At 33.0% G+C, this 16456-nt stretch carries 16 protein-coding genes and 1 riboswitch; of the genes, 14 read left to right on the top strand and 2 right to left on the bottom strand.

Translation table 11 applies throughout. The features are described from left to right. Positions 1–29 precede the first annotated feature (29 nt). The 4 genes from JK636_RS09935 (at position 30) to JK636_RS09920 (ending at position 4446) form a co-directional block, all read left to right on the top strand. Positions 30–1280, top strand: coding sequence for a tetratricopeptide repeat protein (locus tag JK636_RS09935; protein WP_202748666.1), 1251 nt, complete (start codon positions 30–32; stop codon positions 1278–1280). A 107-nt stretch (positions 1281–1387) separates the two neighbouring features. Further along, complete coding sequence (locus tag JK636_RS09930) at positions 1388–3052, top strand: outer membrane protein assembly factor BamB family protein (protein WP_202748665.1); 1665 nt, start codon at positions 1388–1390, stop codon at positions 3050–3052. Between the two features lie 121 nt (positions 3053–3173). Beyond that, the gene (trxA, locus tag JK636_RS09925; RefSeq protein ID WP_202748664.1) at positions 3174–3491 is read left to right on the top strand and encodes a thioredoxin; all 318 of its coding nucleotides are present in this window, start codon (positions 3174–3176) and stop codon (positions 3489–3491) included. 82 nt (positions 3492–3573) lie between these two features. Then, positions 3574–4446 (top strand): NAD(P)/FAD-dependent oxidoreductase, encoded by an 873-nt coding sequence (locus JK636_RS09920; RefSeq protein WP_202748663.1) that lies wholly within the window; start codon positions 3574–3576, stop codon positions 4444–4446. Between the two features lie 25 nt (positions 4447–4471). Here the strand turns inward: JK636_RS09920 and JK636_RS09915 are convergent, their stop codons facing one another. Together JK636_RS09915 and JK636_RS09910 are read right to left on the bottom strand one after the other, a co-directional pair. Continuing rightward, positions 4472–4993: a cell wall hydrolase gene (locus JK636_RS09915; RefSeq protein WP_202748662.1), complete on the bottom strand. Its 522-nt coding sequence runs from the start codon at positions 4991–4993 to the stop codon at positions 4472–4474. A gap of 7 nt (positions 4994–5000) precedes the next feature. Then, positions 5001–5128, bottom strand: a riboswitch (cyclic di-AMP (ydaO/yuaA leader). Positions 5129–5203: 75 nt separating this feature from the next. Then, a complete protein-coding gene (locus JK636_RS09910) occupies positions 5204–6223 on the bottom strand; it encodes a hypothetical protein (protein WP_202748661.1) in 1020 nt (339 codons plus the stop codon). Between the two features lie 312 nt (positions 6224–6535). Between JK636_RS09910 and cdaA the strand changes: the two genes are divergently transcribed. The 10 genes from cdaA (at position 6536) to JK636_RS09860 (ending at position 16456) form a co-directional block, all read left to right on the top strand. After that, positions 6536–7381: a diadenylate cyclase CdaA gene (gene cdaA / locus JK636_RS09905; RefSeq protein ID WP_202748660.1), complete on the top strand. Its 846-nt coding sequence runs from the start codon at positions 6536–6538 to the stop codon at positions 7379–7381. Next, on the top strand, positions 7357–8607 hold the full coding sequence (locus JK636_RS23615; RefSeq protein WP_202748659.1) for a CdaR family protein: 1251 nt from the start codon (positions 7357–7359) through the stop codon (positions 8605–8607). Before cdaA ends, JK636_RS23615 begins: the two co-directional genes overlap by 25 nt. 5 nt (positions 8608–8612) lie before the next feature. Continuing rightward, positions 8613–10214 carry an NAD(P)/FAD-dependent oxidoreductase gene (locus JK636_RS09895; RefSeq protein ID WP_202748658.1) on the top strand — a complete coding sequence of 534 codons (1602 nt, stop codon included), beginning with the start codon at positions 8613–8615 and terminating at the stop codon, positions 10212–10214. 101 nt (positions 10215–10315) lie between these two features. Continuing rightward, the gene (buk, locus tag JK636_RS09890) at positions 10316–11431 is read left to right on the top strand and encodes a butyrate kinase (protein WP_202748657.1); all 1116 of its coding nucleotides are present in this window, start codon (positions 10316–10318) and stop codon (positions 11429–11431) included. 140 nt (positions 11432–11571) lie between these two features. Continuing rightward, positions 11572–12480, top strand: a complete 909-nt coding sequence (ptb, locus tag JK636_RS09885) for a phosphate butyryltransferase (RefSeq protein WP_202748656.1) — start codon at positions 11572–11574, stop codon at positions 12478–12480. A gap of 29 nt (positions 12481–12509) precedes the next feature. Beyond that, a complete protein-coding gene (buk, locus tag JK636_RS09880; protein ID WP_202748655.1) occupies positions 12510–13580 on the top strand; it encodes a butyrate kinase in 1071 nt (356 codons plus the stop codon). Between the two features lie 18 nt (positions 13581–13598). Continuing rightward, positions 13599–14264 carry a nucleotide-binding protein gene (locus tag JK636_RS09875; protein WP_202748654.1) on the top strand — a complete coding sequence of 222 codons (666 nt, stop codon included), beginning with the start codon at positions 13599–13601 and terminating at the stop codon, positions 14262–14264. Between the two features lie 19 nt (positions 14265–14283). Continuing rightward, the gene (locus JK636_RS09870; RefSeq protein ID WP_202748653.1) at positions 14284–14493 is read left to right on the top strand and encodes a 4Fe-4S dicluster domain-containing protein; all 210 of its coding nucleotides are present in this window, start codon (positions 14284–14286) and stop codon (positions 14491–14493) included. Between the two features lie 110 nt (positions 14494–14603). Next, positions 14604–15707: a 3-methyl-2-oxobutanoate dehydrogenase subunit VorB gene (locus tag JK636_RS09865; RefSeq protein ID WP_202748652.1), complete on the top strand. Its 1104-nt coding sequence runs from the start codon at positions 14604–14606 to the stop codon at positions 15705–15707. Then, complete coding sequence (locus JK636_RS09860; protein ID WP_202748651.1) at positions 15707–16456, top strand: thiamine pyrophosphate-dependent enzyme; 750 nt, start codon at positions 15707–15709, stop codon at positions 16454–16456. The genes JK636_RS09865 and JK636_RS09860 overlap by 1 nt, the downstream gene beginning before the upstream one ends.

Genomic DNA, 16456 nt, shown 5'->3' with positions numbered 1-16456 from the left:
GACATTCTATTTATAAGAGGTAAGATTTGATGAATAAATCTATTAAGCTATATAATAAGGCAGTTGAATATTATAATAGAGGAAATATTGAAAAAGCCTTAGATCTTTGTGAAAAAAGTATATCAGAAAACTTAAAAAACACATCTTCTATAAACTTAAAAGGACTTTTATACTATTTAAAGGGAGAACTTGATAATGCTCAAGGTCTATGGAAGATGAATTCTCAGGTAAATAAGGACTCTGTGTCAAAAAAATATTTAGAAGATAGCAAAAATGACGAAAAAAAGATGGTTATTTATAATGCAGCACTTAAGGAAATTAAGGAACTGAAAATACGAGAAGCTCTTAATTTTCTTAATGAGTGCAGTGAAAGTGACTTTAATTCAATAAATGTAAATAATTATCTCGCCTTTTGTTATATTAAGTTAGGAGAATATGCAGCAGCTCTAAAGCACATAAATATAGTTTTAGGAATTGATAAAAAAAATCAATTTGCATTAAAAAATAAGAAAGAGCTTGTAAGTTTTGGAGTAATTAAAAAAGAAATCAATTATAGATATTTAGTTATAGCTTTTGTAATTATAATTTTTACAGGTCTATTTTCCATAGTTTATAAAAGCTCAATGATTAAATTTGCAGATAAAAATTCCTTGAAAAACAAGCAGACCCCTAAAATATCTGCTGAAGCAAAGTTGGAAAAACAAAGTGAAAATAAACAGCTAGATGAACAGAAGAAAGAACAGCTTGCAGATAAAAAAAATTTAGAAGTTTTTCCTGCTGAGGATATTAATAATTTAATAGCTGCAAAAGATTATGAAAAGCTCTATGCGATATATAATACTTGGAAAGATAAAGATTTAAATATAAATAACAAAACACTTTTAATGAAAATTAAAGATATTATTTCAGGTGAGGGCATTGAGTATTTTTATAATAAAGGCAGTCAAGCTTTATCAACAAAGGATTATAATAGTTCTATTAATTATTTACATATAGCTTATAATTACGGAGAGAAGAGCTATTTGTATTCTCATACCATTTATCTTTTGGCTGTGAGCTATAAAAATGCGGGAGATATTGAAAATTGTATAAAATACTATGAAGAGTATAGTTCTAAATATCCCAATGGAGATTATAATGATGCAGTATTATATGAATTAACATTAATTTATAAAAATATTGATAATAATACGGCAATAAATTATGCCAAAAAGCTCAATAAACAGTACCCTAAGTCTATGTATAATAACTCTATTATTAAATCTATTATAAGTAAATAAAAAGAACTTCTATACAAATATTTGTATAGAAGTTCTTTTTATTTATATGTATTTGGTATAAAATGGTAACGTATATATGGTAATATATGGTATTAAAGGGGGCTTTTATGAGAAAAAAAGTAAAAAATATTTTAATTTCATGTACTTTTCCGATTATAACTATAAGTGTTGCAACTAGCTGCAAAAGGATTGAGTCTGCTTCTGCTAAAATTGATAATATACAAATAGTTGATTCAAGCAAAGAAGAGTATGAAAATAATTTTAGAGAACATATTTTAGCTCTAAAACAAAACTATAAAACCAATATTTTTGGTTTCGTACCTGATGAAAAGGCTAAAATATCAAATCTAGGTATGAAATATTTTACTAGTTCAAGTATTGATAAGCAAAGGGATATAAACATGATAAATCAACTTACCTATTCTGATTTGCCAGGGGTTACCTGCTTTAGAGGAAACAATATGAGGGACGGAGGAAGTTTTGGAACAGCAGAAATTAAGGAAGGTAAGCTTGAATTGCAATGGAAAAAGAAAATAGGATGCATAGATGAATGGACTGGAGTTGGGTGGAATGGTCAGCCGTCTATAGTTCAGTGGGATAAAAAAGTTATTAATAGTATGAATATAAATACTGATAAAAAGAATAAAGATAATTTAAAAGAGATTATATATGCAACCTTAGATGGGAATGTATATTTCTTAGATTTAGAAGATGGAAAGGAAACTAGAACAAAATTAAATATAGGCGCACCGATAAAGGGAAGTCTAACTGTAGATCCAAGGGGGATACCTTTATTATATGTCGGACAAGGCATAAATAAAAATGGAGGAAGATTTGTAGATTTTGCTTATAGAATATTTAGTTTGACTGACTATAAAAAACTTTATGAAATTAAAGGCAGCGACAGTTTTTCAAGAAGAAGCTGGGGGGCTTTTGATTCAACAGCATTAATTGATAAAAATACTGATTCAATTTTTATTTGCGGAGAAAATGGTCTGTTTTATTCAGGTAAATTAAATACAAAATTTGAAAATGAAAAAATTCAAATAAACCCTGAGCTAGTTAAATATCGTTATGATGTTCCTGGCAAGGAAAAAAGAGGAATTGAAAACAGCATAGCCATATATAAGAATTATGGATACTTTGCAGATAACGATGGAATACTTCAATGTGTAGATATAAATACACTTATTCCAGTATGGGCATTGAATATAAATGACGATACTGATTCTACAGTTGTTTTAGAAAAAGAGTATGCTAATTTAAATTTATATACAGCCTGTGAGGTCGACCACCAAGGTAATAATGGATACAGTTACGTTCGAAAAATAGATGGTACATCAGGTAAAATATTATGGGAAAATAAATATAGATGTTCCTTTAATGATGGAGTCAACGGAGGAGCCTTGGCAACACCTGTTTTAGGTAAAAATGATATATCCAATTTAGTTATATTTAATATAGCAAGACATCCACAATACAATGAAGGTATTCTGATTGCAATTGATAAAAATAGCGGTAAAGAGGTATGGTCATATAAGCTGAAAAATTATTGCTGGAGTTCACCCGTTGCTCTTTATACTGATAGCGGAAAGAGTTATTTAGTACAATGTGATTCTACAGGAAAGGCTATGCTTATTGAAGGCTCTACAGGAAAACTATTAGATAATATAGAACTAGGGGCTAATATAGAGGGAACTCCTTCGGCATTTAATGATACCATTGTAGTTGGGACCAGGGGTGCTGAAATAGTAAGTTTTAAAGTGAAATAAGCTTCTGGCTATTTGACTAGCATTGTATTTTATGTGATAATTATTATTGATATTAAAAATAACAAAATAAAAGTATAAAATTACATAATACCTTTTATAGGTATATTAGGAGGTAAAATAAATGATTAAAGAAGTTATGGATAATAATTTTAATGAAGAAATATCAGAAGGTGATGCTCCAGTTGTTGTAGATTTCTGGGCACCTTGGTGCGGACCTTGCAAAATGCTTGGACCAGTTATAGAGGAACTTTCAAGTGAATATGATAATAAAGTAAAGTTCTTAAAAGTGAATGTAGATAATAATCCGGTTGTATCACAAATGTATAGAGTTTCAAGTATTCCAACTGTTATGGTGTTTAAAAATGGTTCTACAGCTGATACTATGGTTGGTTTTAGGCCTAAGAATGCATTAAAGGAATTAATAGACAAACATATTTAGGTAAACTTTATATCCAAGTTCAGCTCGATTTAATTGATGAACTTGGATATATTTATAATCAAATGAATGAGGTGGAAAAGAGTTGTCTGATAGATACGATATAGCCATAGTTGGGAGTGGACCGGCAGGATTGTCTGCTGCTATCAATGCTAAAATCAGGAATAAAGATATTATAGTTTTTGGCAGTAGAGATTTTAGTGCCAAACTAATAAAAGCTCCTAAGATAAATAATTATTTAGGTTTTTATAATGTCACAGGAGAAAAATTAAAAGAAGAGTTTGAAAATCATATTAAAGCCATGGACATAAGTATAAAATATGAAAGAATAAATGCAGTTTATGCCATTGGTGATTATTTTGTTCTCATGGTTAACGAAAAGATGTATGAAGCAACTTCCATTATACTTGCTACCGGAGTAGAGTATACAAAACCTCTTAAGGGAGAAGAAGAGTTTTTGGGAAAAGGGGTAGGTTATTGTGCTACTTGCGATGCTCCTCTATATAAAGGTAAAACTGTAGCAATTGTAGGATATAATGATGATGCTGAAGAAGATACGAACTTTGTTAATGAGTTAGCTTCTAAAACCTATTATATACCTATGTATAATGGCAATTATAAGCTGAAAGATAATATTGAAATAATAAAAGATAAGCCAATAGAAATCAAAGGAGATATGTTTGTAAATAAGCTTCTTCTTAAAAATTGTACGATAGAAACGGATGGAGTCTTTATATTAAAAGACAGTGTTCCGCCAGGGCAGTTAGTACCTGGACTTGAAATTGAAGATGGGCATATTAAAACAGATAGAAATATGAATACCAATATTCCTGGATGTTTTGCTGCAGGTGATTGCGTTGGAAAGCCCTATCAATATATTAAGTCTGCAGGAGAAGGACAAATAGCTTCATTGAGTGCAGTTTCTTATATAGACTCATTAAAAAACTCTCGAAAGTAATTTTTCGAGAGTTTTTTAATGAGTTTTATTTGTTTACCACAAAAAAAACATGGTTTCCAATAGGTTTAACATTGGACTTGCTTACCTGCTTCATCCAAGTTGAGGTTGCGATTTTAGGGTTGTAAAAGAAAATTGCATTGTTAGTTGGATCATTGCCTTTTAATGCTTCGATAACTGCACTATAACTAACTTTATCGGGTACTACATCAATTTTTCCATCTTTCAAACAGGAAAAAGCACCTTTTTGCTTAATAACCCCTTCTACAGATTTTGGAAAACCAGGGTTTTTTAATCTGTTTAGTATAACAGAGGCTACCGCAACCTTTCCTTCGTAAGGCTCGGAGCGGCTTTCAGCATAAACTATTTGCGACATCAAATATACATCTTCATCAGTTATATATATAGTTTTATCTGAAACATTAAATACTTGAACTGCACCTATCTGCTCTTTATATAGGTGTTGTTCTTCTTCAGCTGCTGTAACTTTAGACATTGGTATTATAAGTAAAGTTAAAAGCAGTGTAAAAATAATAAAAAATTTTTTCATATTTATATAAGTTTCCTCCTTTTACCTACGGGGTTAGCTGACGGGTTCGGTAAAGGCATAACCTACGTAAAAAACGATTCACCCCAAGAAAATGGTTTCCCCGCGTTTTATAAAAAACTTAGGCTAGGAGTATTATTCCTCATTTTTTTAAAAAAATACCAATTTGAATAAAAAAAGTGACATACTACTTAAAGTGTGTCACTGCATTTCTTAATTTATATTTGACTGCTTAAATTCTTTAAAAGTTTTTGTGAAATTATCAAAAGCTTTTGAAGCATCACTAAGCTTAGAATTCGGTACGGCATATAATTCGCTTATCTTATCAGTAGTTATTTGGTTGCCTAGTAGTTTCTCATTATTTGCTGCATATATAAAACTTTCTAGATAGCCATTATAACATTCTAATGTGGTGTTTAAAAGCTTATAACACTCCACTCCATTAGATGGTGCTGCTATATTTGAAAATTCTTGATTTATTCTATCAAGTTCATCTTTATTTTTATTTGCAAGAGCAATAATATTATCTATATTCCCTTTTTCTTGTCTAACCTTTGTCAGCTGAGAACTCAAATCTATATTTATTGGTGTGAATTTTGATAACACTGAATCAATACTTGATTCGAAATCTGAACTTTGAGATTGATGAATTTCTTTATCTCTGACAACCTTAACCATCTCGTTAACATAAGTTGTAACATTATCAATAAAAGCTGTTGTACTTTGAGGCAAAGAAATTTTTGCATTTTTAATGTTTACTAAAGCATAGTACTTAACACAATCATTTGTATATTTTTTTAAATCTTCACTTGCTTTATCTACATCCTTACCTTCAGGGTTTCTTAGGATAGCATCTATTTGTCGATAAATTAATATATTCTTATCTAAACCCAATAAAAAGTTCTCATTATCCTTAGTGTATTTATCTGTTGCTGTTAATCTCTGGGCTTCTTCTTTAAATTTTGATAAAGTATCTATTTTATTTGGGAGCTCTTTTCTAACAGCTTCATTGTCTTTTAAAGCTTGTCCGTTTTTATTGTTAAATGAAGACACACTGTCATTGAGCTTGTTAATCTGTGAAATAATGTTTTGAATATTAGCCTCGTAGGAATTGGAGGATTTCCCTATAAATAAATAGTAAGTGCCAAAAAAAACTCCGGCTACTAAGAGTACGAATACTAAAATTTGTAGTATTACTATAACTGTCTTATTTTTCTTTTTCGTAGATTTCATTTTTATTTCTCCTCTCACTTGAAACACTTGGCATCTTATTTCTATTAGAAAGATGCTCAGTAAAGATTATTTAGACCTTAGTGTCTTGATATATATTAAAATAAATGTCAATAATTTTATAATGCTAGGCAAATTAGCTTATAATATAATATTCTACTTGATAAATCAAAATTCCTGCAAATTATATTTTAATATAAATTACAATAAATTTATATTAGATTTATACTAATAAGTCATGGATTAGTGTATAATTGTATGTATATAATAAAAATATTTGATCTTTACATAAGAAATGTTTAAGGAGGGTATAGCTTGACGGAGTTTTTTAAGGTTTTAATAGATAGTATTAAAACAATAAGTATATTTTCAATATTAGATATTATTGTGGTATCATACATTTTTTATAAGGGATATATGTTAATTACAGAAACAAGGGCGGAACAATTACTAAAAGGTATTTTGCTTATAGTTGTATTGATACCAATAGCTAAGATAGCAAAGTTAAACATGCTTTATTGGATATTAAGTAAAACTATAACAATAGGTGTGCTTTCTATAATTATTATTTTTCAGCCTGAAATACGAAGAGCTCTTGAACATTTAGGAAGAAGTGCTTTTAATGAAATTCATATATTAGAAGACGTAGAAGCTATGGAGAAGGTAGTAACGGAAGTGACAGAGGCGGTTGAGAACCTATCTAAGTCTAGAACTGGTGCTCTTATTATAATAGAAAATCGAACTGGACTTGGTGATATTATTGCCACGGGTACAAGACTTAATGCTGTAGTATCCGCTGCACTCTTAGAAAATATATTTGTAGTAAATACTCCACTTCATGACGGAGCTACAATTATAAGAAATGATAAAATTATATCTGCAGGGTGTTTTCTTCCGCTTACTGGCAATGATAGTATAAGCAAGCAGCTGGGAACAAGACACAGGGCAGGTATTGGAATATCAGAAAACTCTGATGCGTTAACAATAATAGTGTCAGAGGAGACAGGAGTAATCTCATTAGCAGTTAATGGAACTCTAACAAGAAACTACACAAAAGATAGATTGAGAGATATATTAATTAGAATCTTAAAGAGCAGACAAAGCAAGAAATTAACCTTTAGGGAGAGGGTGACGATGTGGATAAAAAAAATACGTGGCTGATTAAGATTTGCTGTGTAATCGCAGCTTTTTCCCTATGGCTTTACACATCTAACTTAGAAGGAAGTCAAGTTCCGCAGCAGGTTACAGTACAAGTAACGCTTCAAGGACTTGATAATGTAACCGAGCAAAAGCTTAAAGTTTTGCCTCCAGCAAAGCCATATACAGTTACACTTAAGGTAACTGGATCGCTAACAGACGTTCAGTTAGGAAAGGAACAATTTAAGGCAGTAGCGGACTTAAGTGAATGGGTATTTACAAAAGGTGAAAGAGATATACCAGTAAGAATAGAAAGACAGCCTGCTAATGTAACTATCCTAAATAGCAGTATTTTATCTATAAGAGTAGCCTTTGATGATTTAAAACAAAAGAATCTACCTATAAAAATTAGTACTGACGGCAGCAAGGTCAAGGAAGGATATTTTGCTTTGACACAAAATATAACACCCTCCGATGTTGTGGTCAGCGGTGCGGCAAAATTTGTAGATCAAGTTACTAGTGTTGGAGTGTCATTAGATTTAAAAAATGCAGATAAGGATTTAAATTTAAAGCTTCCTTTAAAAGCATTAGATTCTTCAGGAAGAGAAGTTAAAAATGTGGATATATCGCCAGATACTGTGGATATTTCAATTCCGGTAAAGAAAACGAAGACTGTGGGAATTAACGTTGTTACTAAAGGAAACCTGGGAAAAGATTATTCATTAAAAACAATAGTAACTCAGCCTGATAAAATAGATATTGCAGGAGGAGATGCAGTTAATAATATTACGGTGCTAAACACTGAGCCTGTGGATTTAAGCACTTTATCTCCAAATAAAACTATTACAGCCAAACTAGTAGTTCCTGATGGTATAAGCTTAATAAATAGTGATGGCACAGTAAAAATAAAAGCAACAATGGATAAAATAATTCAAAATAATTATACTTCTGATATTCAGATAAAAGGAGTAAATGAGGCATTTACGGCAACTTTAGATAATAGTAAGCTAACTTTAACTCTATCAGGTCCAGATACTATAATAAGCACTATAAAAAATGAAAATATTAATGCTAATATTGATGTAAGTACTTTAACGGCTGAAGGTGAATACTCAGTAAAAGTAAATTATACGATACCTGATGGTGCATCTAAAGTATCAGCTAATCTGGAAAATGTAAAAGTAACTTTAAAGAAGAAAGCATCTACTCCTACTACTACACAGCCAACAAATACGAATGGAGGGCAATAATTTTTATGTCCATAAGGGTAAATAACATTATATTAGATATAGAAGAAGATATTACAATATTAAAAGAAAAAGCAGCAAAAAAATTAAAAGTTTCAACGAAGGATATAAAAAGTTTTAAAATACTAAGGGAGTCTATTGATGCAAGAAAGAAAGATTCTATCAAATTCAACTATACTTTAGAAGTTTATTCAGATAATGAGAAAAAACTTGTGGATAGACTTAATGATAAGGATATAAAGCTTGAAGAAAGTCAGTACATTGATGAAATTTCTTTAGGTAATAAAGAAATTAAACATAAGCCTGTAATAGTTGGAATGGGACCGGCAGGAATGTTTGCCGGTCTTTTATTGGCTAGAAAAGGATATAAGCCAATAATAATAGAGAGAGGACAAAAGGTTGAGGAAAGAACTGAAACTATAAATAAATTCTGGAGTACAGGAAGTTTGAATACCGAATCTAATGTGCAGTTTGGTGAAGGGGGAGCAGGAACATTTTCAGATGGTAAACTTACTACAAGAATAAAAGACAACAGATGTGATTATGTTTTGGAGTCTTTTGTAAAGGCTGGAGCGCCTGAAAAAATTTTATATTCCGGGAAACCTCATGTAGGAACAGATATACTAAAGACTGTGGTTAGAAATATTAGAGAAGAAATAATAGCTCTTGGCGGTGAAGTTAAATTTAACAGTAAGCTAGAGGAGTTAGTCGTTAATAATAATGTTTTAAAGGCAGTAGTGGTTAATGGTCAAGAGATAGCTTGTGATAATTTAGTTCTCGCTATAGGACACAGTTCTAGAGATACTTATGAAATGATATATAGAAAAGGTATAACTTTAACACAAAAGCCTTTTGCCATAGGAGTTAGAATAGAGCACTTACAAAGCTTAATTGATGAAAGTCAGTATGGTAAGTTTGCTGGTCACAAAAGACTCAAGGCCGCAGACTATAGACTTAGCCATAGCTGTGATAAACTAAATAGGTCTGTTTATAGTTTTTGCATGTGCCCAGGTGGTGAAGTTGTAGCGGCTGCTTCTGAAAATAATAGATTAGTTACAAATGGCATGAGTTATTATAAAAGAGATAAGAAAAATGCCAACTCAGCTTTAGTAGTTACAGTAAGACCAGAGGATTTTGGCGGAGAAAACCCTCTTATGGGAATGGAGTTTCAAAGGCATTACGAAGCCCTTGCTTACAGCTTAGGAGGAGGAAATTATATTGCGCCAGTACAGCTTGTTGGTGATTTCCTAAATGATAAAACCAGTATGAGTCTTGGTAATGTTAAACCTTCCTACACTCCAGGATATGAATTTAGAGATTTAAGACAATGTCTGCCCCCATATGTTTCTGAAGCACTAAAAGAAGGCATAATAAGTTTTGATAAAAAAATTAAGGGGTATGCTTCGCAAGATGCTGTACTTACAGGTATAGAAACAAGAACTTCTGCACCAGTGAGAATAGAAAGGAAGGAAAACTTTCAAAGTACATCTCTAATAGGACTATACCCTGCAGGAGAAGGTGCTGGATATGCGGGAGGTATAGTATCTGCAGCTGTTGATGGAATAAAAGTAGCTGAAGCTATAATGAAGGAATGGGCGCCTAAAGAATAATTTTTTGAAGGGTTGAATTTCATTTATAATCTGATAAAATAGAATTATAAGTGAAATTTTTATTTTCTGAATAATTATTATTTTATGGATGGGGGAGCAATATGGGTAACAAGGATTATATATTAGTTATTAATCCAGGTTCCACTTCAACAAAAATAGCGCTTTATAGTGAAAAGCAATGTTTGGCAATAAATAACCTTTCACATAGTTTGGATGACATTAAAAAATATGAAAAAATTTATGATCAAAAAGATATGAGGACTAATGTTATTTTAGATTGGATTAAAGAACAGGGGATAAGTTTAGAAAAAATAAGTGCAGTAGTTGGACGCGGGGGACTTTTAAGACCAATGCCTGGAGGAACCTATAAGGTTACAGAAACAATGCTTAAAGATTTAGAGCTTGGTTATCAGGGAGAACATGCTTCTAATCTTGGGGGTATAATTGCCTATGAGATTGCAGAAAAAGTAAATATCCCAGCGTTTATAGTTGATCCTGTAGCGGTAGATGAGTTTGAAGATATTGCAAGAATATCAGGTCTTCCAGAGCTTCCAAGACGATCTTTAGTACATGCCTTAAATATAAAGGCTGTATCAAGAAAGGTATCTAAAAAACTTAATAAAAAGTTTGAAGAAAGTTCTTATGTTGTAGCACACCTAGGTGGTGGAATATCTATAGCACCAGTTAAAAATGGAAGAATAGTTGATGTAAATAATGCAAATGAAGATGGTCCATTTTCTCCTGAAAGAGCAGGGGGGCTGCCAATAGGCGATGTTGTAAGGATGGCCTATAGTGGAGAATACTCGCATAAGCAATTAAAAAAGAAGTTTATCGGCGGGGCCGGTCTTACAGCTTATCTTGGTACGAATGATGGAAGAGTGGTAGATAAAGCTATTGAAAGTGGAGATAAAAAAGCTGAATTAGTATTAAAAGCAATGGCTTATCAGATAGGTAAGGAAATTGGATGCTATTCAACAGTCTTAAAAGGCAAGATAGATGCTGTCATTCTTACAGGAGGACTTGCCCACAATAAAAAGTTGACAGGTTGGATAAGTGAAATGATTGACTTTATTGCTCCTGTTGAGCTTGTTCCAGGAGAGGATGAAATGCAGGCTCTTTATGAAGGTGCAGCAAGAGTTTTAAGAGGTGAAGAAGCTGCTAAAATATATGAAAATGAAGTTTTTATCAAGGAGGTTAAAGTCCTAAATGGACTTTAACGGGCAATCTGCGAGGCTAAAGTCCATTTAGGACTTTAGCGGGTAACTTATGAGCGAAGCGAATGTTATAAGTTACCCAGTGCCCAAAGGGAAACGAGCGCTTTAGATTGCCCAGTGTTTCGAGTGAAAGGAGAACGTTAATGATAAAAAGTTTTGATGAAATAATGGAAAAAGTAAAAAAACAAAAGCAAAAGAGAATTGTTGTTGCAGCTGCTCAAGATGAACCAGTGTTAGAAGCTGTAAGAGATGCTGTTTCTGAGGGTTTTGTTGAGGCGATTTTAGTCGGAGACAAAGAGAAAATAGTTCAAATAGCTCATAAAATTAATTTTAATGTAAACGATTTAGAAATGATTGATGAAACAGATAATACGAAGGCGGCTTTAAAAGCAGTTGAGCTGGTTTCAACGGGAAAAGCAGATATGCTCATGAAAGGGCTTTTGGAAACCTCAACTATCTTAAAGGCTGTTTTAAATAAGGAAATAGGGTTAAGAACAGGAAGATTGATGTCTCATGTAGCTGTTTTTGAAATACCGGGCTTTGACAGACTTATATTTATAACTGATGCAGCCTTTAATATGTATCCAGATTTAAAAGCCAAAATAGATATTTTAAATAATGCAGTTAGTGTTGCTCATGCTGTCGGGATAGAAACTCCTAAGGTTGCACCGATTTGTGCAGTAGAAGTTGTAAATCCAGATATGCCAGCCACAATTGACGCTTCTATTTTATCAAAGATGAATGAAAGAGGTCAAATTAGAGGATGCATTGTAGACGGACCTTTAGCTGTAGATAATGCATTATCAGAAGAAGCAGCAAAACATAAAAAGATAAACAGTCCAGCGGCAGGAAAGGCTGATATACTTCTACTTCCAAATATTGAGGCTGGAAATGTAATGTATAAAACTTTAACATATACTACAAAAGCTAAAAATGGAGGCATATTAGTTGGAACATCAGCTCCAGTAGTATTAACCTCGAGGGCAGACAGCCCAGAATCAAAGCTTTATTCAATAGCTTTGGCAGCTTTGGTAGCAGATTCAAATAAATAAAAAACTAATATTACTATAGGGGGACCAAAATGAGTTATAAGCTTTTAATAATTAATCCAGGTTCTACTTCAACAAAAATAGGTGTTTATGAAGATGAAAATCCTATTATAGTTGAAACTTTAAGACATTCCTCTGAGGAAATAGGAAAGTTTAAAACTATATATGAACAGTTTGAGTTTAGAAAAAATGTAATTTTGGATATTTTAAAAGAAAAAAACTTTGATATAAATACCTTAGATGCAGTTGTTGGCAGAGGAGGACTTTTAAAGCCTATAGAAGGTGGTACTTATGAAGTTAATGAGATAATGCTCAATGATCTTAAAATAGGTGTTCAAGGACAGCATGCATCAAATTTAGGTGGAATTATTGCAAGTGAAATAGCAAAAAAAATTGGCGTTAAAGCTTTTATTGTAGATCCGGTTGTTGTTGACGAGCTTGATGAAATTGCTAGAATATCTGGAATACCTGAAATAGAGAGAATAAGCATATTTCATGCACTTAACCAAAAGGCTATAGCTAAAAGATATTCAAAAGAAATAGATAAAAAATATGAAGAACTAAATTTAATAGTTGCTCATATGGGTGGAGGAATATCTGTAGGGGCACACAAGAACGGAAGAGTTGTTGATGTTAATAACGCTTTGGATGGAGAAGGGCCATTTTCTCCGGAACGTTCAGGAAGTCTTCCTATAGGTGACTTAGTAAAGCTTTGCTTTAGTGGTAAGTATACTTATGATGAAGTCAAAAAGATGATTACAGGCAAAGGCGGCTTTGTTGCCCACTTGAATACTAATGATGCAAAAGTTGTAGCTGAAGCTATGAAGGCTGGTGATAAGAAAGCTGAGCTTGTTTTAAAAGCAATGGCATATCAGGTATCAAAGGAAGTAGGAAAATGTGCTGCTGTACTTCATGGAAAAGTTGATGCTATATTATTAACAGGTGGAATAGCTTATGGTAAGGACATAGTAGAGCTTATAAAGGAAAGAGTTGAATTTATAGCTCCAGTTATAGTTTACCCAGGAGAAGACGAGCTTCTTGCTTTAACTCAGGGAGGAATAAGAGTTCTAAAAGGCGAAGAAGAAGCAAAAGAATATAAATAAGCAAGCAGGGGGTGACTTATGAGCAGAATAAGAATATTTACAGGACATTTTGGAAGCGGTAAAACTGAAATAGCTATAAATTATGCAATAAACTTGGCTAAGCAGGGGAAAAAGGTAGCAATTGTAGATATAGACATAGTTAATCCATATTTTTGCGTAAGGGATATAAGTGAGTTATTAACAAAGGAATATGGAATACGAGTAATAGCTTCTAATCCTCATTACTCTAATGCAGAGCTTGCAGTAGTACCAGCGGAGATAATTTCTGTGTTTAATGATAAGTCCTATGAAGTTGTAATGGACATAGGAGGAGACGACTCTGGGGCAGTTGTATTAGGACAGTACAATAGATTTTTTAGAGAAGAACCTTATGAAATGTACTTTGTAGTCAATAATAATAGACCTATGACTTCAAATTTAATCGATACAGAAGAATATATAAGAAATATTCAATATTCTTCAAGACTCAAGGTAACATATTTGGTATCCAATACAAACTTATCGTATGAGACAACCATTGAAGATATATTAAAAGGCGATAAGGAAGTAGCGGAGTTATCAGAAAAGGTAGGCATACCATATAGATATACGGTTTGCAGAGAGGACTTATTTTCGGACATAATAGGCAAAGTACAAGGTGAAATTTTGCCAATAGACATATATATGAAACCACCGTGGAGATAAATAAGATGGAGGGGATTTTATGCCAAGAGTTACTTTTAAAGAAGAGAGATGCAAAGGATGTGGAAACTGCATTCTTGCTTGCCCTAAAAAGATAATTGCTTTTTCCGAGAAGTTAAATAACAAAGGGTATCATCCTGCAGAGGTTACTGAAGACAGAATGAGTCAATGTATCGGCTGTGTATCCTGTGCCAGAATGTGTCCAGATTGTGTTATAGTTGTAGAAAAGTAATTAATTAAAAGGAGGTTAAAGTCCTAAATGGACTTTAACGAGCAATTTTCGAGCGGAAGCGAGAGTCTTTAATTGCTCAGTGCTTTCGACTAAAAGGAGGAGGGTTTCAAATGGGTGAAAAGGTATTAATGAAAGGTAATGAAGCCATTGGAGAGGCAGCTATTAGAGCTAACTGTCAGTGCTTCTTTGGTTATCCAATTACACCTCAGACAGAAGTAGCTGCTTATATGTCAAAAAAGATGCCAAAGATTGGAAGAGTATTTTTACAAGCTGAAAGTGAAGTAGCTGCTATAAACATGGTTTACGGAGCGGCAGGAAGCGGGGTTAGAGTTTTAACTTCTTCTTCAAGCCCAGGAATAAGCTTAAAAGCTGAAGGAATTTCCTATATAGCAGGAGCAGAGCTTCCATGTGTTATTATAAACATAGTTAGGGGTGGCCCAGGCCTTGGTGGAATCCAACCAGCTCAGTCAGATTATTTCCAGGCAACTAAAGGTGGAGCACATGGTGATTTCCAAATGCCAGTTTATGCACCAGCATCAATTCAAGAAATGGTTGATTTAGTTCAAGAAGCTTTTGATGTTGCTGATATGTATAGAACCCCATGTATGGTTATGGGAGATGGAATGCTTGGTCAAATGATGGAACCTGTTGAGTTTAAAGAAAGAGAAAAAAGAGAGCTTCCAGAGAAAGATTGGGCTGCTAATGGCTTAAGAGGAAGAAAGACTCATAATGTTATAAATTCCTTATTCTTAAAACCAGAAGAACTTGAGCAGCATAACTTAAAGCTTCAAAGAAAATATGATGCTATAAAGAAAAATGAAGTGAAATATGAATTGTATAATTGCGATGAAGAATGTGACTTAATTATAGTTGCTTATGGAACAACATCAAGAATATGCAAAAATGTTGTTAAAATGGCTAAGGAAAATGGCATTAGGCTTGGTTTAATTAGACCTATAACTTTATGGCCATTCCCTGTTGAAGCATTTGAAAAAACTATATCTAAAACAAGACTTGGCTATATTTCAGTTGAAATGAGTATGGGTCAAATGGTTGAAGATGTTAGATTATCTGTAAATGGAAGAAAGCCAGTTCACTTCTATGGAAGAACAGGCGGAATGGTTCCTCATCCAGAAGAAATCTTAAGCAAAATAAAAGAAATAGTAGGCTTCAATAGCGAAGCTAAAGATGAAGTTGCAGGGGGGATAAAATAATGGCTATAGTATTTCAACCACCTATTTCTTTGTTAGATGTACCTACCCATTATTGTCCAGGATGTACTCATGGAGTAATTCACAGGCTTATTGCCGAGGTAATAGATGAGTTGGGAGTTTTAGATAAAACAATAGGAGTAGCACCAGTAGGATGCTCAGTGCTTGCATATGATTATTTTGCTTGTGATATGTTCCAGGCAGCTCATGGAAGAGCTCCAGCAGTTGCAACTGGTATAAAAAGATCTCATCCAGACAGTGTAGTATTTACTTATCAAGGTGACGGAGACCTTGCTGCAATAGGTACAGCAGAAATTGTTCATGCAGCAACAAGAGGAGAAAATATAGTTACTATATTCGTGAACAACTGCATCTATGGAATGACAGGAGGACAAATGGCTCCAACAACTCTTCCGGGACAAATTACAGAAACATCACCATACGGAAGAGACGTTAAGACAGCAGGATACCCAATAAGAGTTTCAGAAATGATTTCAACTCTTGATGGTGCATGCTATGTTGAAAGAGTTTCCGTTGATAGTGTTCCAAATGTAATTAAGGCTAAAAAAGCAATAAAGAGAGCTTTTGAAAATCAGATAGCAGGAAAAGGATTTTCTATGGTTGAAGTGTTGTCTATATGCCCAACTAACTGGGGATTATCTACAGAAGAATCCTTTAAATGGTTAAAAGACAATATGATACCTTACTATCCATTAGGTGTTAAAAAAGATACTACAGGGGAGGTAAAATAA

Origin of the sequence: Clostridium rhizosphaerae, from assembly GCF_016765585.1 — a bacterium.
GTDB classification, from domain to species: Bacteria; Bacillota; Clostridia; order Clostridiales; family Clostridiaceae; genus Clostridium_AT; species Clostridium_AT rhizosphaerae.
This window is presented reverse-complemented; position numbering and strand designations above follow the sequence as displayed.